The 26,711-nt window shown below is 45.0% G+C and carries 15 protein-coding genes; 13 read left to right on the top strand and 2 right to left on the bottom strand.

Annotated features, from left to right (window positions below; genetic code table 11):
• Positions 1–117: 117 nt before the first annotated feature.
• Positions 118–450: a hypothetical protein gene (locus K2F45_RS21675; protein ID WP_157626195.1), complete on the bottom strand. Its 333-nt coding sequence runs from the start codon at positions 448–450 to the stop codon at positions 118–120.
• Between the two features lie 134 nt (positions 451–584).
• Positions 585–1,457, bottom strand: a complete 873-nt coding sequence (locus K2F45_RS21670) for an AraC family transcriptional regulator (RefSeq protein WP_248932439.1) — start codon at positions 1,455–1,457, stop codon at positions 585–587.
• Positions 1,458–1,680: 223 nt separating this feature from the next.
• Between K2F45_RS21670 and K2F45_RS21665 the strand changes: the two genes are divergently transcribed.
• From K2F45_RS21665 to K2F45_RS21605, 13 genes are all read left to right on the top strand, one after another.
• Complete coding sequence (locus K2F45_RS21665; protein ID WP_075993880.1) at positions 1,681–1,986, top strand: hypothetical protein; 306 nt, start codon at positions 1,681–1,683, stop codon at positions 1,984–1,986.
• Between the two features lie 280 nt (positions 1,987–2,266).
• The gene (locus tag K2F45_RS21660) at positions 2,267–5,458 is read left to right on the top strand and encodes a SusC/RagA family TonB-linked outer membrane protein (protein WP_248932438.1); all 3,192 of its coding nucleotides are present in this window, start codon (positions 2,267–2,269) and stop codon (positions 5,456–5,458) included.
• A 13-nt stretch (positions 5,459–5,471) separates the two neighbouring features.
• On the top strand, positions 5,472–7,397 hold the full coding sequence (locus tag K2F45_RS21655) for a RagB/SusD family nutrient uptake outer membrane protein (RefSeq protein WP_248932437.1): 1,926 nt from the start codon (positions 5,472–5,474) through the stop codon (positions 7,395–7,397).
• 25 nt (positions 7,398–7,422) lie between these two features.
• Positions 7,423–8,610 (top strand): DUF5000 domain-containing lipoprotein, encoded by a 1,188-nt coding sequence (locus K2F45_RS21650; protein ID WP_153845192.1) that lies wholly within the window; start codon positions 7,423–7,425, stop codon positions 8,608–8,610.
• Positions 8,611–8,630: 20 nt separating this feature from the next.
• Positions 8,631–9,809, top strand: coding sequence for a DUF4998 domain-containing protein (locus K2F45_RS21645; protein ID WP_248932436.1), 1,179 nt, complete (start codon positions 8,631–8,633; stop codon positions 9,807–9,809).
• A gap of 11 nt (positions 9,810–9,820) precedes the next feature.
• Complete coding sequence (locus K2F45_RS21640) at positions 9,821–11,842, top strand: alpha-amylase family protein (RefSeq protein WP_248932435.1); 2,022 nt, start codon at positions 9,821–9,823, stop codon at positions 11,840–11,842.
• Positions 11,843–11,855: 13 nt separating this feature from the next.
• Positions 11,856–12,896 carry a GntR family transcriptional regulator gene (locus tag K2F45_RS21635; RefSeq protein ID WP_248932434.1) on the top strand — a complete coding sequence of 347 codons (1,041 nt, stop codon included), beginning with the start codon at positions 11,856–11,858 and terminating at the stop codon, positions 12,894–12,896.
• A 16-nt stretch (positions 12,897–12,912) separates the two neighbouring features.
• Positions 12,913–14,508: a solute:sodium symporter family transporter gene (locus tag K2F45_RS21630; protein WP_248932433.1), complete on the top strand. Its 1,596-nt coding sequence runs from the start codon at positions 12,913–12,915 to the stop codon at positions 14,506–14,508.
• Between the two features lie 22 nt (positions 14,509–14,530).
• Positions 14,531–16,771 carry a glycoside hydrolase family 95 protein gene (locus K2F45_RS21625; protein ID WP_248932432.1) on the top strand — a complete coding sequence of 747 codons (2,241 nt, stop codon included), beginning with the start codon at positions 14,531–14,533 and terminating at the stop codon, positions 16,769–16,771.
• Positions 16,772–16,783: 12 nt separating this feature from the next.
• The gene (locus tag K2F45_RS21620) at positions 16,784–18,982 is read left to right on the top strand and encodes an alpha-galactosidase (RefSeq protein WP_248932431.1); all 2,199 of its coding nucleotides are present in this window, start codon (positions 16,784–16,786) and stop codon (positions 18,980–18,982) included.
• A 96-nt stretch (positions 18,983–19,078) separates the two neighbouring features.
• Positions 19,079–21,064: a sialate O-acetylesterase gene (locus K2F45_RS21615; protein WP_248932430.1), complete on the top strand. Its 1,986-nt coding sequence runs from the start codon at positions 19,079–19,081 to the stop codon at positions 21,062–21,064.
• 6 nt (positions 21,065–21,070) lie between these two features.
• Positions 21,071–23,422, top strand: a complete 2,352-nt coding sequence (locus tag K2F45_RS21610) for a glycoside hydrolase family 95 protein (protein ID WP_248932429.1) — start codon at positions 21,071–21,073, stop codon at positions 23,420–23,422.
• Between the two features lie 111 nt (positions 23,423–23,533).
• Positions 23,534–26,710 carry a SusC/RagA family TonB-linked outer membrane protein gene (locus tag K2F45_RS21605; protein WP_248932428.1) on the top strand — a complete coding sequence of 1,059 codons (3,177 nt, stop codon included), beginning with the start codon at positions 23,534–23,536 and terminating at the stop codon, positions 26,708–26,710.
• Position 26,711 lies beyond the last annotated feature (1 nt).

Raw genomic sequence — 26,711 nt, 5'->3', positions numbered from 1 at the left:
TAAGCGAATACGAGCAATCCCCCTAGAGAAGGCTAATGCAATCGCAAAGACAGGGTCTATGGGTAAGCTAACCTGCGTAACAGCGAAAGGCTGGATACAAGGTTGAATAAATGGCACTTATTTGGTCGGCTGTAAGTGTATTTCGGGAAAGGAGTAACTGGAATCCTGGATCGTGGTAAACAGGGAATAATCGGTGTAATCCGGAACGGCTATTTTCAGGAGATAGCTGCCCTTTTTTACCACCTGTATTTTAAATTCGCCATTGCTGTTTCTAACGGTATCTCGACCTAATAAAGCCAAGGGTTCCCTTTCCTTATTGGACGCATAGGTTTCAAGAATAAAATACCCAACGGGGTTATACTGATGGTCAACCAACCGACCGGTAATACGGTAAGGTGGAGTAGTAAACAGCCCATACAGTGAACAAGAGAGTAGCAGTAGTTTTAGCATATTTTTCCATTGTGTAGCTCGATAACATACAGGTATCCAGCTGATGAATCTTAAAACGGAGATCCTCACCGCGCGATTGGAATGACGATCTATGCAAAGGTAGCCTGCTGCGTCATTGAATAAATATCACAAGTTTATGAAAAACTATCATTTTGCATTTTCTGCTTGTATACGGAAGGAGATAAACCCGTCAGTTTTTTGAAAAATCTGGAAAGATTATTAGGATCGCTGAAATGAAGTTCAAAGGCAATTTGGGCGATAGACTGTTCATCCAATAGAAGCCGCTGTTTGATTTCCTGTATTTTTCGATGTTGGAGGAGGGTAATTGGACTATGTCCCGTGTAGGCTTTGATTTTGTGATTCAGCTCATTGCGGTGTATTTTTAGTAAACTAGCATATTGGTTGCAGTTCAGGTTAGAATTGACATGCTCTTCCATGAGCATTTTAAATCGAGTGAGCAAATTGTTGTTCGCGCTTTCACTGGCTATATGATGAAATGCACGAAATAGCCGGTCAAGTCGAAGTAAAATACTGGCAAGTAATGCGCGGATCATATTGGGACTGTCGGATCGGAACGCTCCGATTTCAAAAACAATTTCGGAGAGCATGGGCTTGAACAACTCAAAATCACCCTCCATCGCGACAATATAAGGTGCAAACGAATAGTTGTAAAAATAGGGAAGTTTGTATACCAGTGTTTTATCCTGAAAGAAAGATTCCAAAAACTCGGGCTTAAAGATTAAATGAAATCCTTTGACACCGTTTTTATCAAAGTCACATTGCTTAATCTGATTGGGTGAAGCGAATAAGATTGTGCCTGGGCATAATTCGATACGTTTTTCATTGGTATATGCTACTCCGTTTCCCTGTTCAAAAAACATGATCTCAAAAAAGTTGATGGTGTGCGGACCGGCCTCAAAAATCAGATCGGTATTATCCTCGAACCGATGGGCATCCATCGCTAAGGGAAAGCCGTATTTGCTGTCGTCAAAATCAAAATAACGCATAATAGTGTCTTCAAACCAATAGGAAACGCCTAAGCGTTAAAATCGCAATGAATAAATATAATAGTTTTTCTGAATATTACTTGACAGGGAATTGAGGTCCTATCCATGCAATGCAAGTGCTGTCGGTCAAAAAAAATACGCGACATGTCATATTCAGGTCAATGAAAGGCTGTATAAGCTCCTTAATTTGAAAAAGTAATATTTTTTTTGTATATTGCTGGTTATGAGTTTTAAAGAAAAATTAGAGAACTGGCGCACGTCAATCAATCGCGCCGGTAGTGGTGAGGAATTGTATATTTTGCTTTTGAACTATAAAAGGTTTATCAACAAAAATTGGGTGGACGATTTTGGCGATCCGGGCAACTGGAAATCGGAATTAAATCAGGTCATCAGCAAAGTAAGAAACAAGGTGGATGTAGCAGATATCAGAGCCTGCCAAGATTTATCGTCCTATCAGGACGATGCCCGGCAGACCGCACATTCACTCAATCATACGTTAAAATATCATCACTCATTGACAAAAGGGTAGGCTAGGCCTACCTTTTTTTGTGATCAAAATTTTTTAAATTATTTACTAAGCGGGATGTATAATCAGCCATGAATGTACATCCCGCTTTATTTTTTCCCTATTTGCTCGTGGTAAATAGTGGCTCGCTAGCCTAGTTATGACACACAGCCTGAACCTATTATTGTAAAAAATATTTGCCCATGTCAGAAAATGTTTTTACTATTGTAAAGTAGTATAGAATAGTATAGATTAATAGCTGCTATACTATAAACTAATAACCAATCTATAAGAAGACCAATTTATGATCTACCACATGTATTACCGAATCTGTAAATGGCAGCGATGTAGTCTTGTCTTCCTTTTTCTTCTGCTAACGGGCTTTGTAAACGCACAGTCCAAATCATTTGAATTAAGAGGAGTTGTATTAGATAGTGTCGGACATTTACCCATTTCCAACGTTACAATTGCCTTCGTGGGAAAGAATGCAGTTGTATCAACGGATGCACAGGGGCAGTTCCTGATCAAAGATGTACACCTCAATGATCAGCTTGTCCTGACTTCGGTCGGATTCGACCGAAAAACTGTTCAGGTCACCAGTACCAACCGGATGACCATCTTTCTGTCTTCATCAAGTTCAAACCTGGATGAAGTGACAGTCGTCGCTTACGGCACACAGAAGAAAACGAGTATGGTCGCTTCGATCACCTCGATCAATCCGAAAGAAATTAAGGGCCCAACCTCCAATCTGACCACCATGCTGGCAGGTCGGGTAGCGGGTTTAATTGCGTATCAGCGCAGTGGCGAACCCGGAAATGATAATGCCTCGTTCTTTATTCGTGGTGTCGGGACCTTTGGTGCCGGAAAGAAAGACCCCTTGATTCTCATCGATGGGATGGAATCGAATACAACAGCTTTAGCGCGGCTACAACCCGATGATATTGCTGGTTTTTCGGTGCTGAAAGATGCGGCCGCCTCTGCATTATATGGTGCCAGAGGTGCAAATGGTGTGGTTCTGGTGAATACCAAAAGTGGTATCGTGGGAAAGGCAAAATTTAATGCGCGTTTCGAAAACTCCATTTCTACCAATACCCGAAATTTCCAATTTGCCGATAACATTACCTACATGAACCTGGCAAATGAAGCGGTATTGACACGCAATCCTAAAGGGGCTTTGCCTTATGACCAAAATAAAATCGACCATACCGCAAGGGGCGACGATCCGCTGCTTTATCCAAATAATAACTGGATCGATCAATTGATTAAAGATTATACCAACAACCAGCGTTTCAATTTCAACGTAACTGGTGGGGGAAACCTGGCGCAATATTATGTGGCGGGTACTTTTAACAATGACAAAGGAATTTTGAAATCGGAAAGCGGCAATAATTTTGACAATAACATTAATCTCAAAAATTATTCAATACGTTCCAATATCACTTTAAATGTAACCCCGACAACCATAGGAATTATTCGTACTTCGGCTCAGTTTGACGATTATAAGGGACCCATCGGTGGTTATGATGATTGGGGCAATTTGATCAATGGTGGTCAACGGGTATTCAAAGAGGCCATCTGGTCCAATCCGGTGATGTTCCCGGCAGTCTATCCAGCTTCTTACGCACCGTTTACAACCCATCCGCTCTTCGGAAATAGTTTTATTCCAACGACAAAGACCTTGTACAATAACCCTTATGCCAAGATGGTCAACGGTTTTCAGGAATACAATAGTTCCACAGTCAATGTACAATTGGAGCTGAAACAGAACTTTGATTTTATCACAAAAGGTTTGTCGGCCCGTTTGATGGCTTATACACAACGGTACTCGTATTTTTCAGTACGCAGAAGCTTTGAACCTTTCTACTATAATCTGCTGAAAATACCGGGTACAAACAATACGGTATTGAGCTTGCTGAATGAAAATCAAGGCACCGAATACTTGGACTACAGTCAAGGTGATAGGATACAGAATACAACGACCTATGGCGAATTTGCGGTCAATTATAACCGAACCATTGGAAAGGATCACGACATTACGGGTATGCTCATCGGTATCATGCGCAATTATCAGACAGCAAATGGAGGCAATTTACAGGCCTCTCTGCCAGCACGTAACATTGGTGTGTCTGGACGCGCAACGTACGCGTATAAAAATAAATACCTTTTTGAAGCAAACTTTGGTTACAACGGTTCCGAGCGCTTTTCTAAAGACAAACGATTTGGCTTTTTCCCCTCTTTTGGGGTAGGCTGGAACCTCCAGGAAGAGCCGATGTTTGACTTTATGACACCGGTGGTATCTCGTTTAAAACTACGGGCAACCTATGGTTTGGTGGGTAACGACCAGATCGGTAACGACCGCGACCGCTTTTTCTATTTATCGCAGGTTAATCCAAATGATAATGGAAAAGGATTTTCCTGGGGAAATCTTTGGGATTATACCCGACCGGGTTATTCCATCTCGCGTTATGCCAATCCCAATATTACCTGGGAACGTGCCAAAACATTTGATGCGGGTTTTGATCTGAATCTTAAAAATGGATTGGGTGTTGTCTTCGACTACTACAACTCCAAGCGAAGTGATATCTTAATGGTACGCTCAACGATTCCGACGACTGCAGGTTTTCAGGCCGATATTCAATCCAATATGGGCAAGGCGGAAAGCAAGGGATTTGACCTGGCTTTGGATTACAACAAATCCTTTGCAAATACCTGGTGGACGCAGTTGCGCGGTAATATGACCTATGCGACCAATCGCTTGCTGACCAACGAAGAGCCAAACTATCCGGCAAATTTATCTTACCTGACACACTTAGGGTATCCGATTAAACAACAATATGGTTTGATCGCCGAACGCTTATTTGTAGATGATATTGAAGCCGATAACTCGCCATTGCAAAATTTTGGTGGTGCATTGAAAACAATGGGCGGTGATATCAAATATCGTGACATTAACGGTGATGGCAAAATAACTGATCTGGACAAAGTACCCATCGGTTTTCCAACGGATCCTGAAATTATCTACGGTATGGGATTCACCGTCGGTTTCAAAGGATTTGATGTCAGTGCTTTCCTACAAGGCTCTGCACGTTCATCGTTTTTTATCAATCCCGGAAATATCACGCCTTTCGCCATCAATGGTCCCTATCAAAACGGGCTGTTAAAACAGGTTGCCGATAGTCACTGGTCGGAAGATAATCAAGATATCCGTGCATTTTGGCCACGATTGACCGACGGATTCAATAACAACAATAATCAATTCTCGACCTGGTGGATGCGCAATGGTGCCTTCCTTCGCCTAAAATCTGTTGAATTGGGTTATACGGTACCAAAGAAGATCCTGGATCGCTGGAAGATGTCCAATATCCGCATTTATACCAATGCCCTGAATCTTGCGGTATGGAGCAAATTTAAAATGTGGGATCCTGAAATGGGTGGTGATGGTTTGGGTTACCCGGTTCAGGCGGTATATAATATCGGAATCAATGTAGGATTATAAAAAACAATGTATCATGAAAAAGTTAACTGTATTTAAATCGATGGTGGTATCAGGTCTATTGTTTTTTCAATCCTGCAACTATTTGGATGTCGTACCCGACAATGCTCCCACAATAGATAATGCCTTTACCATGCGCAGTGAAGCCATTAAATATTTGGCAACCTGCTATTCTTATTTGCCCAATGATGGCGAACCGACTATAAATCCCGCTTTTATGGCAGGAGATGAGTTCTGGCTGGATTACCCAACACGGAGTATCAACGGGACAAACTGGAACATCGCCCGTGGCAATCAAAGTGTCACCGATCCTTATGTCAACTACTGGGACGGACATATAATCAATAATGTTCGCGAAAGGTCGATGTTCAATGCCATTCGCGACTGTAATATCTTTTTGGAAAATATTCAAAATCCCGAAAAGGTACGTGATATGACGCAAGATGAACGTACCACCTGGGAGGGTGAGGTATTGTTTTTAAAAGCCTATTATCATTTTATGCTGATGCGTCATTATGGCCCTATTCCCATTATGGATGTCAACGTTCCTGTCACAGCACCAATTGAGGAGACGCAGGTAAAGCGTCAGCCGATAGACCAAGTGGTTGATTATATCGTGAAGGTACTCGATGAGGCCGCAAGTAAGCTGCCAAGTGCGGTGCAGTCGCCAGTAACTGATCTGGGGCATATCACAAAACCAATTGCTTTAGGTATCAAGGCGAAAGTCCTATTATATGCTGCGAGCCCATTATTCAATGGTAATACGGATTATGCAACCTTCAAAAATGTGGACGGCACCTTATTTTTTAATCAGAGCTTCCAAGCCGAGAAATGGCGTAAAGCAGCGCAGGCTGCAAAAGAAGCGATTGCTGCCTGTGAGGAGCTGGGCATGAATCTATACGAATTTCCAACACCGGTACGCCCACTGTCCAATACGACAATGATTCAGATGAGCATTCGTAACGCTGTGACGGAAAAATGGAACCGCGAGATCATCTGGGGGAATTCGAACTCGCGGACATGGCAGTTGCAGTACTCATCCATGGCGCATATCGATCCGAATAATGCCGGCAACAACAGCGTCAACGGTACCTTGGCCCCGACAATCAAAATCATTGAACAGTTTTATACGAAAAACGGGGTGCCGATGGATGAAGACAAAACCCTTGATTTTAGCAACAAAAATCAATTGCGTGCCGGAACGCATGACGAGCGCTTCAACAATATCGAAAATTACCGAACAGCGCGTTTGCATTTTGACCGTGAAAATCGTTTCTACGCCAATGTGGGCTTTGACGGTGGGGTTTGGTACATGGAAAATAGCCCTAGTCAGACAGACGAAAATACCTGGACAACACAACTTCGTTTAGGCTTATTTGGCAGTGGTGTTTCCGTGCCGATCACAACCTATTACCCAAAGAAGCTGGTCAATTGGAAATTTGCCTTTAAGGATGGAAACAGCTCGCATATCGAAGAATATCCATGGCCTATGCTACGGCTTGCCGACCTGTATCTGATGTATACCGAGGCGTTGAACGAGAGTGAAGGACCGACAGCCGATGTATTCCTCTATCTCGATAAGATTCGCAAGCGCGCCGGTCTGGAAGGGGTGAAAGAGTCCTGGGCAAAGTATGCTTTCAATAGCGCCAAACCGACGACAAAGGAAGGACTCCGTGCAATTATACAACGTGAACGTAATATTGAGATGAGCTTTGAAGGTTCCCGCTTTTGGGATTTGAGACGCTGGAAGCTTGCCGCGCAGGAACTCAACAAAAATATCACGGGCTGGGATCGCAATCAGGATAAGGACCATCCGGAGCTTTTTTATCAGGAACAGACCTTCTATCAACAAAGATTCGTGGCACCAAGGGACTATTTTTGGCCGATTAAAGAAAGCGATCTGTTGGTCAACCCGAATTTGGTACAAAATCCAGGCTGGTAATTAGCGTATTAAATTGAAGAAAATCATGAAAAAACGAATATATCGCAATAGTATCTATGTCATGGCTGGTTTGCTGTTTCTGCTGCTCGGCTGTAAAGAGGAAAAAGGCTGGACCTTAATGGAAGACGACCAGACCAAACCGGGACTGGTACAGCATCCCTCCGTCGTGAATGGTTATGGACAGGCAACCATACATTATAGCCTTCCGGAGAATGACAACATACTTTATGTCAAAGCCGAATACGTGATGGCGAGTGGCGCCACCCGTGTTGTCAAATCATCGACGTACACCAATGAGATCTTAATTGATGGATTCCCCGATACCAAGCCGCAAACCGTTAAATTATACGCGGTAAGCAAGGCTGAGGTTGTGTCGGATCCCGTAGATGTCATTGTTGAACCGAAGACGCCGATCTTTAATCTGGTGTTTGGGGAGATGAAAGTAACAGCTGCCTTTGGCGGTATCCGCATTACCTCGACCAATAAGGAAAAAGGAAATGTTGTGATCGTACCGATGGTAGACTCGCTCAACAATGGGGAGTACCTGCCCTTGGATAACTACTATGGACAGGATTCCATCATCCTATATAATGTCCGTGGATTGAAATCCAAAGAAATGAAGTTCGCATTTTATGTCCGTGATCGCTGGTTAAATAAATCCGATACGCTGTACACTTCGATTACGCCATTGGAGGAAAATCTGTTTAACCGGCAATTGTTTACGCCATTGCGCTTGCCTGGAGATGCGCAAATCCTCTACGGTTCTATGGACAATCTATGGGATGGCAATCTCAATACGGGCAAATGGCCAAGCTTTTATACGGTAGAGAATGCCGGAGTACCGCAATCGGTCACTTTCTCGATCGGTAGAGAAGCAAAATTAAGCCGCGTGGTGATTTTCCCGAGACGGGAAAATGGCTTCTACGATAAGGGAAATTTACGTGATTTTGAGATCTGGGGAAGCAATACGCCGAATTTGGATGGCTCTTGGGAGTCCTGGACCAAACTGGCTACCTGCACGGTACGTAAACCATCAGGAACACCGTCGGGAACAAATACCAATGCAGATGAAGTGTATGGTACCTCTGGCTGGTCATTTGATCTACCGGAAGATGCTCCGAAATACAAATACCTGCGCATTCGCAATCTGCGCAATTGGCGGGGTAGTTATTTTATGCAGATTAACCAGATTCAGGTATGGGGCGTTTATTAATCAATTTAAAAAGCAAAGTTATGAAAAGATATATCGTATTGCTGTCCCTGTTTATCGTGGCGCTGTTGGCGGCTTGTTCCAAAATGGACGAGTTTACCGAGCACACAGACGGGAAAGCAATTATCTACCCGGCAAAGCTCGACTCGATTAGAGTTCGTTCGGGAAAGTACCGTATACAAGTAGAAGGTGTCTATAGAGCTTCCTCGGGTGTTTCTGAGCTGCGTATTTATTGGAACAGTAAGCAGGATTCGATGAAAATACCGGTCAAACAGACGGGTAAGGTGGATACCGTACGTTATTTAATCGACAAACTGCCTGAAGGGCCTATGAATTTAGAAATTCGCAGTGTGGATGCCGCAGGACGCTTTTCTGTTCCGACCTATGTGGTGGGGAACGTATATGGCGATCGTTATCGCGAAGGACTTTACCAACGTGTGGTACTTGAACAGAATTTTATTGCTGGACAGCAACTGCAATTGGGTTTGCAAAATGTATCGGAAACCATGGGCTTTGATGGACTGCGTATCGCGTATAGAAATTGGGATGGTGGTACCACAGATACCGTGGTTCGTACTAAAAATCAGGATGAAAAGATTGGTCTTCAACGCTATCTTCCTGGTGCCGAAGTTTCCTATCGTACCGTGTTCAGACCAGATAGTTCGGCCATCGATACCTTTATGGTCAAATCGACCAAATTGGCTGTGAAAAAAGACAATATCACACCTTGGTACCTCCAGAATTACAAAACACCATTTACAGCGACGGTCTATGACGGTAATCGCTGGGGAGTTTTGGACAACTGGATGACAAACGCCGCCATGAAAAACCATAACGGTTACGGTGGTTTTGGATCGGACGATGGCGGAGTGGTCAACATTGAAGCAGGCTGGGGAGCTCCGGCTATCGTAAATGGTAAAATAGAGCAAACAGTAACCTTATTACCCGGTAAGTATCGTTTTTTTTGTAACTTATCCTGGACAAATTATGATCAACCGCCAGCAAAACTGGTTGTTAGCAAAGCAAACAGCGGAATTCCAGATCTTGAGCAGATTCAACAGGCAATGGCCCATGCTGATGTTAAATCAGATGGCGTTTATTTTGAAATCAAAGAAAAGGTTACGGTCAATATGGGAATGCTGGTCAATTTTCAACCTGACCATTACATGAAGATCAACGCTTTTCAAATCAATTTACAATAATATCAAGCAGAATGAAGACAGTTATTTTCGCGCTAAGTTTTATGCTATGTACCTTCATGTTATACGCGCAGCCTTTTCAGATCAAGAAAAATGGCCTAACGTTGACCTATAACAAACAAGATGGAACATATTCACTAAGTAAAGATCAAGTCGCCTATATCCAACAAGCAAGTGCCTATCTGGCACTTGCTAATGGACAAAAAATTAGTACTGATAAACTGAAAGGAACCCGCAGCGTCACAGAAAAGCCTATTCAGGACAATTTGGGCAAAGGTATACAGTATACCATTTCTGTTAAAACCCAACAGGGCATCACATTGCTGCAGCATTTTTATTGCTACGACACAATAGATGGTGTCATCCTTGAGCTGGAAGCTAGGGGTAAAAATATAGCCAGCAATGAACTTGTGCCGATCTGGTCAAATGCTTCAATTGCCGGTCTGGGAAAATCCTTGTATCAGCTGGCTGTTCCTTTTGATAACGATACGTTTATTTCGTATGAAAACAATGTCCTTACAATGAATAGTAAGCGCAGCGCCGAGGTCGGAGTTGTATACGATAAGGACAGCGGAAAAGGGCTGTTGATTGGTTCATTGGATCAATCCGTCTGGAAATCGGGTATCGCGATCGAAGGAGATCAGGGGCAATATACCCACCTGGCAGCACAGGCCGGATTTACGGATGTAACTATCACACGTGATTCCATGGCGCACGGGATGGTGAAGGGGGATGTCATTCGCTCCCCAAAATACCTCGTGTCTTACGACAAGGATTGGCGTACTGGGCTCGAAAACTATGCTAAAATACACCGGAAGCTATCGCCGGCCTATGTAAAATCGTGGCAAGGAGCCACACCTGTCGGCTGGAACAGCTGGGGTGTGATACAGGAAAAACTTAATTTTCAGAATGCCACAGGCACGGCAGATTATTTTGCGAAAGATATTCCTTATTTCCGGAACGCAGATGGCGAGGCTTTTATAGATCTTGACTCTTTTTGGGATAATATGACACCCGGAGGTATGTCAGGTGACTACACGCAGCTGAAGCAATTTGTGCGCTATTGTGATTCTTTGGGCCTCAAGCCCGGCGTGTATTGGGCCCCTTTTACAGACTGGGGGCATGGAAGTGGCCCCGACCGCAAGGCAGAGGGAAGCCAGTTTACCTTTGGCCAGCTTTGGACAAAAACCCAAAAAGGCTACCACAATTTAGATGGTGGTCGGGCTCTTGATCCGACACATCCAGGTACGTTGGCCCGTATGGATGTGATCTTAGGGAAATTGGTCGACTGTGGCTTCCGAATGATCAAGGTCGATTTCCTCTCTCATGCGGCAATCGAATCCAAAGGTTTTTACGATAAGAAAATTCAGACAGGTATGCAGGCTTATGCTGTGGGGATGAAACATCTCGTCGACGTGCTGCAGGGTAAAATGTTGATCTATGCCGCAATTTCGCCTTCCCTGGCGACAGCCCAATTTGCACACATGCGCAGAATAGCCTGCGACGCCTGGAAGACGATCGATCAAACTCAATATACGCTAAACAGCGTTAGTTACGGCTGGTGGCAAACTTATCTTTACGATTTTATCGATGCCGACCACCTGGTCTTTCATGATGAAAGCCCTGAAGTCAATAAGGCAAGACTGCTTTCCAGTGTGGTAACGGGGACCATTATCCTTGGTGACGACCTATCGAAAAAAGAAAACTGGCAGCCAAAGATGAATCAATATCTGCAGGACCCCGAAATTCTAAAAATTATAGCCGACGGTAAAAGCTTCCGTCCGGCAGGATTTGTAGAAGGAAAAGCAGCAAATACGTATTATTACAAAAAGATTGGAACAACGCTGTATGTGGCCATATTTAATTACAATACAGCCCCGGTAGCAATAAACATAGATTTTAAACAGATTGGCCTGGAGCCAAATACAACCTATAAGGCGGTGGAACTGTTTGAAAAAACAGCGCAGGAATTTACTGCTAAAAATCCCATTGCCTTTGAGCAAGCAGGAGCAAAATTGCTTAAGATTGCTCTTTAGTTAATAATATTATATGAAGATAACCAAAGAAGAACAGTTTAAGGCGTTGATCGATCGGATCAAACGATTGGAAGCTTTAAATGGGCTTTCGAAACATGAATGTATCGTACAGGGCGTGTTGGATGCCATTGATGCCAATGAACTGGAGGTGCACGCCAGTTTGCCTTCTGTCAATAACTTGATCCAATACCTGGGCTATGCACGCGAAACCTTTGCCAAAGCTTACCGCGACCTGATTGCTCATGGCGTGGTGGAATCCAAAAATAGAAAAGGATATTTTGTAGTCAGTAATAATACGCAGTTGAAACAGAAAGTTGCCGTCTTGTTATATGCTTACGATACTTTTCAGGATACCTTGGTATCCGAATTGCGGGCCAATCTTCCGGAGGAAGTGTCGGTCGATCTTTTTTTCCATCACAACAATATGGAAACCTTTGAAGATATTTTCAATCGTATTCAGGGACGCTATACGGTATATATTGTCGCTCCGATTGAAAATGCCGATTCTGAGCGTTTATTGCGAAATATTCCTGTGTCAAAACTATTGATTATCGACCGGCTGATGGATTTGGGTGCGGAATATTCTTATGTTTCTCAGGAATTTGAAGCAGCCACCTATGCCGTATTCCAGCAACTACAACCAAAGATCAAAAAGTATAAAGAAGTGATCTTCTATTTTCGGGAAAATACAGCCGAACCCAATGAAATCAAAAATGCGTTCTTACGCTTTCTGAAAGACTATAAGATAAAAGGACGTATCGAAAAGCAGTACCATGTAGGGGATCTAAAAAAAGGGAAACTGTATTTTACCATTCACAATCCGGAACTCTATCAGATGTTAAAAGAGGTGCTGCAAAAGGGCTGGACCTTGGGCGAGGATCTGGGGATTTTATCGCATAATGATGATGTCATCAAAGAGATTATCAGCGGTGGTATTACCACCTTTTCGACAAGTTTTGCACGTATCGGATCGGAAGCAGCCAAGTTTGTGCTCGAAAGAACATTGATCCGGGAAGTGGTACCGACAACATTGGCAGATCGCGGCTCTGTATAAAAAAGAAAGTTTTACGATGATAATTTTTAGTTTTTGTCTTTTTACCGGTTTGGTTGCGCTATGGTCCTTATGGAAATTTAAGACCACCTATTCCACGACGCTCAACGGCTTCTTTCTTGCTGGAAAGAGCAATAGCTTTTGGATGGTTGGTTCAGCCTTGCTGTTGACAAACTTGAGCGCCAACCAGTTTATAGGTGAAAACGAATCGGTTTATATCAATAATCTTTCAGTTATCGGCTGGGGCATTAGTTCCGTTGTTGCCATGCTTTTGGTATCGGAGTTTCTGCTACCTATTTATTTTAAGCATGGCTTTCGGACGGTTCCGGATTTCTTGGCGCTGCGATTTGACACCAAAACAAAAATGCTGGTTTCTATCCTCATCTTGATTGGATATATTGTCAATTTGCTGCCTCCTGTATTGTATGGTGGAGCATTGAGCCTTGCGACCATGTTTGATGTCCCGGCGTTATTGCATATTACCTACTGGCAGAGCATCTGGTTGCTGGTATGGGCTTTAGGCGTGATAGGTAGTTTATATAGTATTTTGGGTGGTCTCAAGCTGATTTCCTTATCGGATTTAAGCTTAGGCTTATGTCTGTTTTTACTTGCTGTGCTTATTCCTGTCTTTGCGCTCTGGCACCTTGGAGGTGGCGATGTCTGGTCGGGTCTAGCGCAGTTACTGCATGAAAAAAAAGAGCACCTCAATGCTGTTGGCGGAAAGCATGATGCGGTCCCATTTTCGACCTTATTTACCGGAATGCTGCTGATCAATTTCTATTACTGGGGGATGGAACCCTATATTGCACAGCAGGCCCTGAGTGCTAAGAATTTAAAGGAGGCCCAAAAAGGGATGACTTTGGCTGCGGGTGGTAAGCTCCTTATGCCCTTGCTGATCAATCTGCCGGGGCTTTTGGCTGTGCATCTGTTGCCGCATGTACAGCCTACGGCTTCTGTTTTTCCGAAACTTATCGTTTTAATTTTTCCCGATATCCTGATCGGTTTTTCCTTGGCCTTGGTCTTTGGCGCTGCGATGACAACATATACCGCAGGGCTGCAGAGCTGTGGCAGTTTATTTATTTTTAATATTTACAAACCCTATCTGGCTTATAAAAAGAGACCATACAGTGAAAAGGAATTGGTGCGAAAAGGGAAATTGTTTGAATTGATTATTTCAATTTCGGCGATGTTTATTGCCCCTTTTATCCTTTTTGCCCATGATGGATTTTATACCTATTTGCAGACCGTATCGGGCTTATTTAATATGCCCATTTTCACCATTATGATCTTAGGGATTTTATCCCGCCGTGTGACACCGCGCATGGCACAGATTGGATTGTTTTTATACATGTTCAGTTATTTTTTTCTGGTGTTTGTCTGGAAAACAGAGCTACACTATCTGCACCTGTTCGCGCTGTTGTTTATCGCTGTGGCGCTGGTCATCTGGGGGGGAAGTAGACTGAGCCAGCCAAACTATCTATCGGAGTATCAATTTGAGTTTTCGGGCCAGGATAAAGAAGCTTATTGGAAAGGCCGCTATGGTGTGGGCACAATTTTGATTGTCCTGATGATTGTCATATACCTTGTTTTTTCACCCTTGGGCATTGCCCAATAAAATTGTATAAACCGCTATGTTGATGCACACAAAAATGAAATATGTTCTCTTAACACTCTTGATCATTTGTTTTGGCACTTCCCAGGCCCAACGGTATTATCTCTGGGATGATCGACCTGCCAAAGATTGGATGACCGAAGCATACCCTATCGGAAATGGACGAATTGGCGCGATGATCTTCGCGGGCGTAAATCAGGAACATATTCAATTTAATGAAAATAGCCTCTGGACAGGTGATGAACAGGAAACAGGTGCCTATCAGGCTTTTGGTGATCTTTTTGTTCGTTTTGACTCCGATATTAATAAATCCTTTACCGCTTATAGCCGGAAATTGAATTTGGATAAAGGTCTGCATGAAATAGCCTATCAGCAGGATGGACAGCAAATCAACCGACGGTATTTTGCGAGTCAGCCCGATCAGGTCATGGTATTTGAGTATGCGAACAGTAAAAAAGGGAAACTCAATGCCCAGATCGCACTTCAGGATGCACATGGGCAGGCGGTACAGGCAGAAGATGGTCACCTGTGGTTTCAGGGAACGCTCGATAATGGCATGCGGTATGCCGCACAGGTACGCGTGCAGGTCGTAGGCGGTTCACTTTCCAAAACGACAGATGAAAAAGGACAGGCTGTCCTTAACGTAAAATCTGCCGATCGAATTGTTCTGCTGCTGAGTGCCGCAACAGACTACGCCAATACACGGGCGACCAAATGGAAGTCGGCCGAAGAACCGATGAAGGTCAATGAACGTTATCTGCAGCAAGCGGAAAAATATGGCGTAAATAAACTCCTGGCACGGCACGTTGCAGATTATACAGCGCTGTTCAACCGCGTGGAGCTTGATCTCGACCATAGCCAGCTGGACGCCAAGCAAACAACAAAAGCGCTGTTGGAGGCGTATAAAAAACAGCCGATCCCGGCTTTGGAAGCATTGGTATACCAATATGGACGTTACCTGCTGATCAGTTCCTCACGGAAAGGTGGTTTGCCTGCAAATCTGCAAGGGCTTTGGAACAACAGTAACAATCCACCATGGCGCTCAGATTACCATTCCAATATCAATGTGCAGATGAACTATTGGCCTGCGGAAGTCGCTAATCTGGGTGAATCGGCCTGGCCTTACCTCGATTATATCAATAGCATGCGTGAGGTGAAAAAAATAAATACACAAAAGGAATTTCCGGGCGTAAGGGGCTGGACCGTAAAGACCGAAAATAATATCTTCGGTGGGGAGAGCTTCCTTTGGAATACCCCTGGAAGTGCCTGGTATGCGCAGGCGCTGTGGGAGCATTATGCCTTTAACAAGGATGAGAAATATCTGCGCGAATTTGCGTATCCGATTTTAAAAGAAATAAGTGAGTTTTGGGATGATCGTCTGGTTCGAAGACCGGACGGAACTGTGGTGGCGCCAAAGGGCTGGTCGCCGGAACACGGACCCACAGAGGATGCCGTGAGTTATGACCATCAGATTATTTACGATCTCTTTAGCAACTACATCCAGGCGAGTACAATTTTGAAGTTGGACGCCGATTACCGTAAACATATCATGGCACTTCGCGATGCGCTACTCAAACCCAAAATCGGTAAATGGGGACAGTTGCAGGAGTGGGAAACGGATCGTGATGATCCACAGGACAAGCACCGCCATGTCTCGCATCTGTTTGGTTTGTACCCCGGTAACCAATTCTCTGTTTTAAAAACACCGGAACTGGCCAAAGCTGCACGAGTTACCCTCACCGCGCGTGGCGACGAATCCACCGGTTGGTCCATGGCCTGGAAGGTGGCTTTTTGGGCCCGCTTGCAGGATGGGAATCATGCCTATAAAATCCTGACTAATTTCATTAACCTCGTTGGCGGCGATGGTATTGATTACAACAATGGCGGTGGCGTTTACGCCAACTTGCTCTGCGCGCATCCACCCTTTCAGATTGATGGCAACCTCGGTTATGTGGCTGCGGTGAGTGAAATGTTGCTGCAGTCGCAGACGGATGTACTGGAATTACTTCCTGCGTTGCCTGATCGCTGGTCGGCCGGAACAGTGAAAGGACTCAAAGCCCGTGGCAATGTACACATCGAAAAGATGGAATGGAGCAACAGCAGCATTAGACAGCTTATTCTTTCATCGCCGCAAGATCAAACGATTCAGGTGTTAAGTCCTTCCCCATTAGCAGGTCTAAGTCCACGACAGGAAATCAATGGTAAATACCTTTATAAGATTCAATTGAAAGCAAACAAAATAGTCAAGTTCGTTAACAAATCCTAAATCTATTTATATATGCCAACCCATCATTTTAAACATGTTGTACTCGGGCTTTTGATGACCCAGGGGCTTGTCCATCTGGAGGCACAGGCGCAGTCCAAACAGATTCCTATTGAAACCCGATCGAATGCCTTAGTGTTGGAGTACGATTCCACGAAAACACTGAAAATGCTCTATTACGGTGAAAAATTGAGTGATTCTAAAGAGTACTCGACCATTGCAAGTGGTTATAAGCAATTGACAGATTATAGTGGCCTCTCCAATGCGGCGTATACCCCCTCAGGTTCGAAAAACCTACTGGAACCAGCCATCAGTGTCGTTCATGCCGATGGTAACCGTTCCCTGGACCTGCGCTATGAAAAGCATGCGGTGAAAAACCTGGATACCAATGTCAAACAGCTTGATATCACCCTAAAAGATCCGGTATACGATATTTATGTCGTTTTACACTATAAATCGTTTTTGAATGAAGATATCATTGAACAGTGGGCAACGATCCAGAATAAGGAAAAGAAAGTCGTCACGCTGGAAAAATTTGCTTCGGCCAATCTGACCCTGCGCTCCAACGCGTATTGGCTACGGCAGTACCATGGCGACTGGGCAAAAGAAATGCAGGTGGACGAGGCTCCGTTAACACATGGCATTAAAGTGCTGGACAGTAAGCTCGGAACGCGCGCGAATTTATTCCAGCCACCTTCCTTTATGGTGTCACTGGGCAAGGCGGCATCCGAAGATGAAGGAACAGTACTGATGGCAAGCCTTGGGTATAGTGGAAATTTTAAGGTGGATTTTGAAGTGGATTACCTCAATAACCTGCGTATCATTGCCGGCATAAATAACTATGCTTCCAATGTAAAATTAGCCAGCAACCAGGAGTTTACAACACCCAAATTGATCTATACCTTGTCGACGAAGGGAAAAGGCACCGCCTCCCGAAATCTGCACAATTGGGCCCGTAAATATCAACTGCTGGATGGAAATGGCGAACGGCTGACTTTACTCAACAATTGGGAGGCGACCTACTTTGATTTTAATGAACAAAAATTAAAAGGTTTGCTCCAGGATACCAAGAAACTAGGCGTAGATCTATTTTTATTGGATGATGGCTGGTTTGGAAATAAATATCCGCGTAACAGCGATCACTCCAGTCTAGGAGATTGGCAACCGAACCGGACAAAACTACCCAATGGTATCGCGACACTTGTGGAAGAAGCGACCAAGCAGGGCGTTAAATTTGGGATCTGGGTAGAACCCGAAATGGTTAGCCCAAAATCCGAACTCTACGAGCAACATCCGGATTGGGTCGTCAAACAGCCGCAGCGGGAAGAACATTACTTCCGTAATCAGTTGATCCTGGATCTGACAAATCCCAAGGTGCAGGATTTTGTTTTCCAGATTCTGGACGACCTGTTTACCAAAAACCCGGCATTGGCCTATATCAAATGGGACTGTAATGCGGTCATTTACAATGCGCATTCCGCATTTCTAAAAGACCAGGGTGCTTTCTATGTTTCTTATGTGGAAGGCCTTTATAAAGTGTTGGAGCGCATTCGTTCGAAGTATCCGAAAGTGCCGATGATGTTATGTTCGGGCGGTGGTGGTCGCGTGGACTATGCGGCACTACGGTACTTTACCGAATTTTGGCCTTCGGACAATACAGACCCTTTGGAACGTATTTTTATGCAGTACGAGTATTCGTACTTTTTCCCGGCAATCAGCACCTCAAACCATGTGACCGACTGGGGAAAACAGTCCCTCAAATTCCGTACGGATGTAGCGATGATGGGTAAACTGGGTTTTGATATTGTGGTGAGCCACCTGAAAGAAGAGGATCTGTTATTCTGCCAGCAGGCGGTAAAGAATTATGACGCGCTTAAAGGAACAATCTGGCATGGGGAGCAATATCGTTTGGCCGATCCACGTGAAGGTGACTTTGCCGCCCTCAGCTACGTGAATAGCCAAAAAACCGAGGCTGTCATCTTCAACTACCTGGTCAATAACCGCTATGGTATCGGAACAACCGATCCTGTCCGTTTAAAAGGACTGGATGCCCAAAAGCAATACCGGGTGGAGGAGATCAACCTGTATCCGGGAACCAAGTCGAGCTTAGGTCAGGGACAAACTTATTCGGGCGACTACCTGATGAAAGTTGGCGTAAATCCAGACCTGAATAGCAACCGTCCCAGTGTTTTACTAAAAATATCGGCACTTTAAAAAATAACGGTGGTACATCTGAAGCTCCGACTCCAACAGCCGGGACTTTGGATGTGCCAAATGTATAAACCCAATTGAGCAACAAACTCAAAAATCATGATAAAACCTAAACAGTATAAACGGACTTTGTTGGCCCTGCTACTCAGCGTTGCCAGTGGGTTTTCTACCCTACAGGCCAAAGTACAGCTGCCAGCTTTTATTGGCGACAATATGGTGCTGCAGCAGAAAGAAAAGGTCAAGATCTGGGGAACCAGTACCGCAGTCGGCAAGGAACTTAGCGTAAACAGCAGCTGGAACAACAAGAACTATCAGGTTGAGGTCGATCAGCAGGGAGGCTGGCAAGTCTATCTGGAGACACCGAAATACGGCGGACCCTACCAAATTACCATCAACGATGGTGATCAATTGATCCTAAAAAATATTCTGATCGGTGAAGTCTGGTTTTGTTCAGGACAGTCAAATATGGAAATGCCCCTGGCGGGCTGGGGTAAGATCAATAACTTTGAGCAGGAAATCAAAGCAGCCAACTTTCCCAATATTCGTATTTTGCAGATTCCAAAAGCAACCGCCAATCAACCTACCACCGCAGTGAAGGTGGAGTCCGGTGGATGGAATCCAGTGACGCCACAAAGTATTCCGGAGTTTTCGGCGACAGCCTATTTTTTTGCACGCGAGATCTACGAGAAAACAGGCATTCCCATTGGCCTGATCCATTCCTCCTGGGGCGGAACAATTATTGAAGCCTGGATGAGCAGGGAGGCACTTTCACCTTTTTCAACCTATACGGCGGCCATTGAAAAAATTCAACGTCCGGATGCACAGGAAATCTATGCGAAAGATCTGGCCGAATGGAATCGCGTCGCCGAGCAGCAGGATCAGGTGAAGACAGCAACGCAGGGCGAGTGGTTTGCCCCACAATTGGATAAAAGCAGCTGGTCGACGATTACTATTCCGAGCTTTTTTGACAAGAACCTGTTTCCGGGAATGGATGGTGTCGTTTATTTTGGCAAAGACGTTGAACTACCGGCACATTGGCAAGGTAAACCCCTCAAGTTGATTTTGGGAGCGATTGATGACAATGACATCACTTATGTCAATGGTACAAAAGTGGGTGAAACTGTCGGTTACGACCAGATTCGGAAGTATACTGTTCCTGCAGCGGCCAACAACGGCAGCCTATTGCATATCGCTGTTCGCGTATTTGATGGAGCCGGCGATGGTGGAATATATGGCGGAACAGAACAACCGCGACTGGAAGGGCCAAATGGCGAACAGCTGTCTCTCGTTGGAGACTGGAAATGCAAAGTAGGTTATGATCTGGCGAAGCTGCCGGCAAAACCTAATGCGATGGAGGGGCCCAACAGACCGACTGTGCTCTACAATGCCATGGTTAAACCTTTTGTGGATTTTAAAATAAAAGGCGCCATTTGGTACCAGGGTGAAAGTAACGCAGATTCAAAAGACGCTCCTTATCAGCAACTGCTGCCCGCACTGATTCAGGACTGGCGCCAGCAGTGGAACAATGAAAAGATGCCTTTTTATTTTGTTCAACTGGCCAACTTTAAGGCGAAAAGTGTAACACCGCAGCCTTCTTCCTGGGCGAGATTACGGGAAGCGCAGCGCCAAACACTCAAATTGCCTTATACAGGTATGGCTGTTATAACGGATATCGGCGATGCACAGGATATCCATCCGAAAAATAAGCAGGATGTCGGTAGAAGGCTTGGCTGGATTGCAACAGCGCAGCTTTATGGGAAAAAGATCCCTTATTCGGGACCTGTTCTTGAGCATTGGACGACAAAAGCTGCGGAAATGGAACTTAGTTTTAACCTCATGGGCAAAAAGCTTGTGCTGAAAGGAGCGGATAACCGCAACGGTAGTTTCACAATTGCTGGTGCCGATCAGGTTTTTTATCCTGCAGAAGTCAAACAGATCGGAAATAAGCTGATCGTATCTGCCAAGGAAGTACCATCGCCCGTCGCAGTGCGCTACGGCTGGGCCGATAACCCGGACCTGACTTTATACAACGAAGCCGGGATACCCGGATCTCCCTTCCGAACTGATGACTGGACAAAAAACTAAAACCACATGAATAGATCATCAAAAATAAATCTTCGGAAAGGTCTGTTACTATGCACGCTTGTGGTTTTCTTTTTTTCGGGCAACTTATTTGGGCAGGTGCAGGGCGGCAAACTTTGGTATCGGCAGCCGGCAAAACAATGGGAGGAGACCTTACCCTTGGGCAATGGAAAAATTGGCATGATGCCCGATGGTGGATTGAAGAATGACCATATTGTGCTCAATGATATCACCCTATGGTCGGGAAGCCCTCAGGATGCCAATAATTATGAGGCCAGCAGGTATTTGGATAGTATTCGAAATCTGATCAAAAGCGGAAAAAACGACCTTGCTCAGCGTCTGATAGACCAGCATTTTATCTGCAAGGGCCCCGGATCGGGCGGTAAGCAATGGGGCTGTTATCAAGTGCTCGGCAATCTGATGCTTGCCTTTGACGGACAAACGGATCTCAACGCAGTGCAGAACTATCGCCGGGAATTGGACCTCGATAAGGCGATGGCAAAAACAAGCTATGAGCTCAAAGGCGTCAGGTATAGCCGCGAATATTGGACAAGCTTTGCTGATGACCTGGGCGTTATTCGTTTACAGAGTAGCAAAAAAGGACAGCTAAGCCTGGAAATCAAGATTGACCGCCCCGAAAGGGCAACTGCCAAGACCGAGAATGGCGAGCTTATTTTATTCGGGCAATTGGACAATGGTGTGGACGGTAAAGGAATGCAGTTTAAAACACGTGTCCGCGCGCAGATAAAAGGAGGGAAACAGCTGGTAAAAGGACAATCTATTGTTATTCAACAGGCTGACGAAGTGCTGATTTACGTGGCAACAGATACTGATTTTAAAGGTAAGGATTTTGAGCGTGCGACAGCTGAAACGCTAACAAAGGCGTTGAAAAAATCCTATAGCCAGCAGTATGCCGAACATCTACGAAACTACTTGGCAAAGTTCAACCGTTTGTCGCTCCGATTGGGGCAGTCGAAAGATGACTTACCGACCGATGAGCGTTTGGTGGCCTTCGGTAAAGAACCGGATCAGGATCCAGGATTAGCAGCGCTATTCTATCAGTATGGTCGCTACCTTAGTATCAGCAGTACGCGCTTAGGCTTGCTACCACCAAACTTACAGGGCTTATGGGCAAATCAGATTCAGACCCCCTGGAATGGGGACTACCACCTGGATATCAATGTGCAGATGAACCATTGGCACCTCGGTGCGGCCAATTTGGGCGAGCTCAATGAACCCTTGGTGGGGCTTGTGGAAGGCCTTATGGCTCCGGGAGCAAAAACCGCGAAAGCGTATTATAACGCACCGGGCTGGGTAGCCCATGTGATCACCAATGTATGGGGCTATACCGAACCCGGAGAGTCTGCTTCCTGGGGAATTGCCAATGCGGGCTCGGGCTGGCTCTGCAATAACCTCTGGGAACATTACCTCTATACCGAAGATATCGACTATCTACGGCGGATATACCCGATTCTCTATGGGGCAGCACAGTTTTACTCCAGTGCCCTGACCGAACATCCAACCAAGGGCTGGCTGTTGACTTCGCCCTCGGTATCTCCCGAAAATTCCTTCAAGCTCCCCAATGGGCAGCAGGCAAATGTCACGATGGGACCAACGATAGATAATCAGATCGTACGGGAATTATTTGAAAATATCATCCATGCAGCGGGATTATTGGGCAAACAATCGGATCCTTTTTTAACGCAGGTTGCGGCGCAACTGAAACGCTTAGCACCAGCTGTGCAGCTCGCCAAAGATGGTCGCATCATGGAATGGATCGAAGATTATGAAGAAGTGGATCCGCAGCATCGGCATATCTCGCATCTGTACGGTTTGTATCCGGGCTATCTGATTCGTTATGATGAACATCCAGACTGGCAGCTTGCCGCTAAAAAAAGCTTAGATGTGCGGGGGGATGACGGACCGAGTTGGGCCATTGCTCATAAACTACTCTTTTGGACCAGATTGCATGAAGGCGAACGGGCTTATAAATTATTTCGGCAACTCATGACCCCACGTGTCGATACACATATCAATTATGGCGCCGGTGGTGGTGTTTACGCCAATTTGCTAACAGCAGGCCCTCCATTTCAGATCGATGGTAATTTTGGTGGAGCAGCTGGCATTGCCGAGATGCTGGTGCAGTCTCATCAGGATACGGTGTATCTTCTACCGGCGGTGCCTCAGGCCTGGAAAAAAGAAGGCCGGGTGAGGGGCATGCGCATCAAGGGAAATCACTCACTAGATATGGAATGGAAAGATGGTAAGATACTGAACTATCAGATTTATTCACCCAAATCACAACAACTTAACGTATGTATAGATCATAACTGGATCGCCTATCGTACAAAAGAAAAATAACAAAACATAGCGTCCTCAACCGAATTGGATCATGCAATTTTTTGCATGATAGGGGATGCTTTGTGTCAAAAATTTCAAGATAAAAGCACCTTATAAACAAAAAAAGTAAATATGAAAACAGAAAAGACAAGACAATGGCCTTTGATCAAGGGCCTGTCCTTCGGTCCTGAGGCCAGTATAATGGCACTCTGTCTTTCGATAGCTGTACCCTACACGGGCTCAGCAGCATCACTAAGGACGACAGACCGTCGTTTTGCCCCAACAGAAAAAGCCCCTTCCACCATCCTTGATAGGATAAGTCAACAGCGTACAATAAAAGGAAAAGTGCTGGACAATACAGGGCGCCCGCTACCCGGTGTGACAGTACGGGTCAAAAATGCAACGCTGGAAACGCAGACGGATCAGCAGGGACAATTCGAGCTCAGCCTGACGGGTGGAACTGCCGTACTGACGTTCTCTTCACTGGGATTTGAAACCAGGGAAATGGCTGTTGCTGCCAATGAGGGAACCGTGAATGTGCAGCTGAACGACGCTTCATCGAGTTTGGAAGAGGTTGTTGTGGTCGGTTACGGTACGCAAAAGAAAGTAAACCTAACCGGTGCCGTGGCTACAGTGAGTGGCAAAGATATGATCAAACGACCCGTTGTCAATACGGCTTCCATGCTGCAGGGGGCAATCCCGGGCGTACAAATCAATCAAGGGTCGGGAGAACCGGGCAATGAAGGTGTATCCATCCGCATTCGTGGTAAGGGCACCTTTAGCGGCGCGGGATCGGATCCTCTGGTGCTGATTGATGGTGTACAGGGCAAATTCTCCGACGTCAATCCCAATGATATTGAAAATGTCAGTGTGCTGAAAGATGCAGCCTCCGCAGCAATCTACGGCTCGCGTGCAGCCAATGGCGTTATTCTGATCACGACGAAACAAGGGAAATCGGGAAAAACAACCGTCCAGTATGACGGAAATGTGGGTATCTATAAGCCCACGAAAATGTTTGATCTGATCACCAATTCGGCGCAGTATATGGAATTATACAACGAAGCACGTAAGAATTCCAATCTCAACGATGGCCTATATCCCGCCGATGTGATTGCTGCCTATCGCAATAGCAACGATCCTATAAAATATCCAAATACGGACTGGCTGGGGCTTATTTTCCAAACGAAACCCACTTATACCCATAATCTTGGTATCCAGGGCGGAAACGAGAAGACAACCTTTAATGTTGGCTTGGGTTACGTCAATCAGGATGGAATGATCAAAGGTTTTAACTACGACCGTTATTCCGCCCGCCTAAACCTGACGACCAAAATCTCGGAAGGTATTAAATTCGGAACAAATATCTTGCTCAAAACTGGGCATACCGAATCTATTCCAGGGGGATCCAAAGACCTCTTCCTGTCGGCCATGTCGCAGGCACCAACCTATGGCCCATTTTTGCCGGATGGTAGCGGACGGTACACGTACAAAGCTTACGACTGGGAGTACAACAATAAAAACCCTATGGCCGTATTGGATCGGAAATTCACGTACAATACCGATGACTATGCAGCCAATTTACAGGCTTGGATGGAGGTACAGTTGTTTAAAGGTCTTTCCTGGTATACCAAAGGTGCCTATAATTTCAATATGGACAAGTACAAGGATTATAAATCAACGTTGGATGAATATTACTACCATACGGGCACGCTCGGAACAACACTGGATCTTGGAAAGGGCCTTACGGATCAGGATCAGCAAACAATATACACCAATTTATTTACTTACCTGAACTATGATCGCGCGTTTGGGGCACACCACCTCAAAGCTCAGGCCGGATATAGCATTGAAAAAAGTAAGTATACCTACCTTCAGGGCTTCAGACAGAATTTTGTCGACGATACGCTAACGGAATTAAATGCGGGGGGATCGGATATTCAACGGGCAAACGGAACCGCCAACCAATGGGCGCTGATCTCTTATTTCGGCCGATTGAACTATGATTATCAAGGGAAATACCTCTTGGAAGCCAATATGCGCTACGATGGTAGTTCCAAGTTTTACGGTAAAAACCGTTGGGCAGCGTTTCCTTCTTTCTCTGCAGGCTGGCGTGTATCGGAAGAGTCTTTTGTCAAGGAATTCGCTTCCGGTTGGTTGGATAATTTGAAGATCCGTGGATCCTGGGGCCAACTCGGAAATCAGAATACCGGCAACTATCCGTATCAACCCGTATTGGGACTGACCGGAAATTATTCTTTTGACAATAGTACGCTAAATTCAGGTGTTGCTCAACAGGGATTAAACAACCCGATTATCAAATGGGAAACAACAACGATGACCGATGTGGGATTGGACCTGAGTCTGTTTAAAAATTTAGATATCACCTTTGACTGGTATAAAAAGAGAACGACCGATATTCTAAGACAGTCACAGATTACTGCAATCGTTGGTTTGGGAGCACCTTATGTAAATGATGGGATTGTCGAGAATAAAGGTGTTGAGTTGGGAATTACCTATCGTAATCAGATTACTACGGGAGCATTGGAAGGGTTACGCTATCAGCTAGGTGCAAACCTCGATCGTTTCAAAAACAAGCTGGTCAAATTTGGCGAGCCTGAAATCGGCGGCTATACGATCAAAAAAAATGGCTATGCAATGGACAGCTTTTATACCTACGAAGTCATTGGCATATTCCAGTCAGAAGCAGAAGTAGCAGGTTCGCCTAAGCAGTTTAATGATAATACACTGCCAGGAGATCTTAAGTATCGGGATGTCAACGGGGACGGAAAAATAGATGCGAACGACAGAACAATTATTTCCGGTGTAGATCCAAAACTGAACTATAGCTTTAATCTAAGTGCAAGTTTTAAGGGCTTTGACTTTTCGGCTCTTTTACAAGGAGTATATGGCGTCAAATCCTATGTTTCTGGCTGGGGCGTAACGCCATTTGTACAGGGTAGCCCGCCGACAAAAGATTGGTTAGACCGTTGGACACCTGAAAACCCTTCGACAACGATGCCCCGTATTTATTGGGGTTGGAGTGCTCCGGAGAAATTCAGCCGTGCTTCCAGTTATTTTATACAGGATGCTTCATACTTCAGGTTGAAAAATCTTGTGTTCGGATACACTTTACCTGAAGGGCTGTTGAAAAAATATAAAATTGACCGCCTAAGGGTTTATTTTTCGGGTGATAACCTCCTTACTGCGACCAAATTTAAGGGCTTGGACCCTGAACGTTATGGAAATGGTGATCTGGTACAGTATCCACAAAACAAGATTTATTCATTTGGTGTACAAGTTAACTTTTAAG

Origin of the sequence: Sphingobacterium siyangense, from assembly GCF_023277505.1 — a bacterium.
Taxonomy (GTDB): Bacteria; Bacteroidota; Bacteroidia; order Sphingobacteriales; family Sphingobacteriaceae; genus Sphingobacterium; species Sphingobacterium siyangense.
The sequence above is the reverse complement of the archived record's forward strand: the minus strand, read 5'-3'. Positions and strand labels throughout refer to the sequence as shown.

Bases quoted from the DNA above. Each gene is read 5' to 3' on its own strand.
- K2F45_RS21630 (WP_248932433.1), top strand. From the start codon at position 12,913: ATGATAATTTTTAGTTTTTGTCTTTTTACCGGTTTGGTTGCGCTATGG.
- K2F45_RS21675 (WP_157626195.1), bottom strand. From the start codon at position 450: ATGCTAAAACTACTGCTACTCTCTTGTTCACTGTATGGGCTGTTTACT.
- K2F45_RS21670 (WP_248932439.1), bottom strand. From the start codon at position 1,457: ATGCGTTATTTTGATTTTGACGACAGCAAATACGGCTTTCCCTTAGCG.
- K2F45_RS21605 (WP_248932428.1), top strand. From the start codon at position 23,534: ATGAAAACAGAAAAGACAAGACAATGGCCTTTGATCAAGGGCCTGTCC.
- K2F45_RS21620 (WP_248932431.1), top strand. From the start codon at position 16,784: ATGCCAACCCATCATTTTAAACATGTTGTACTCGGGCTTTTGATGACC.
- K2F45_RS21660 (WP_248932438.1), top strand. From the start codon at position 2,267: ATGATCTACCACATGTATTACCGAATCTGTAAATGGCAGCGATGTAGT.
- K2F45_RS21640 (WP_248932435.1), top strand. From the start codon at position 9,821: ATGAAGACAGTTATTTTCGCGCTAAGTTTTATGCTATGTACCTTCATG.
- K2F45_RS21645 (WP_248932436.1), top strand. From the start codon at position 8,631: ATGAAAAGATATATCGTATTGCTGTCCCTGTTTATCGTGGCGCTGTTG.
- K2F45_RS21635 (WP_248932434.1), top strand. From the start codon at position 11,856: ATGAAGATAACCAAAGAAGAACAGTTTAAGGCGTTGATCGATCGGATC.
- K2F45_RS21655 (WP_248932437.1), top strand. From the start codon at position 5,472: ATGAAAAAGTTAACTGTATTTAAATCGATGGTGGTATCAGGTCTATTG.
- K2F45_RS21665 (WP_075993880.1), top strand. From the start codon at position 1,681: ATGAGTTTTAAAGAAAAATTAGAGAACTGGCGCACGTCAATCAATCGC.
- K2F45_RS21650 (WP_153845192.1), top strand. From the start codon at position 7,423: ATGAAAAAACGAATATATCGCAATAGTATCTATGTCATGGCTGGTTTG.
- K2F45_RS21610 (WP_248932429.1), top strand. From the start codon at position 21,071: ATGAATAGATCATCAAAAATAAATCTTCGGAAAGGTCTGTTACTATGC.
- K2F45_RS21615 (WP_248932430.1), top strand. From the start codon at position 19,079: ATGATAAAACCTAAACAGTATAAACGGACTTTGTTGGCCCTGCTACTC.
- K2F45_RS21625 (WP_248932432.1), top strand. From the start codon at position 14,531: ATGCACACAAAAATGAAATATGTTCTCTTAACACTCTTGATCATTTGT.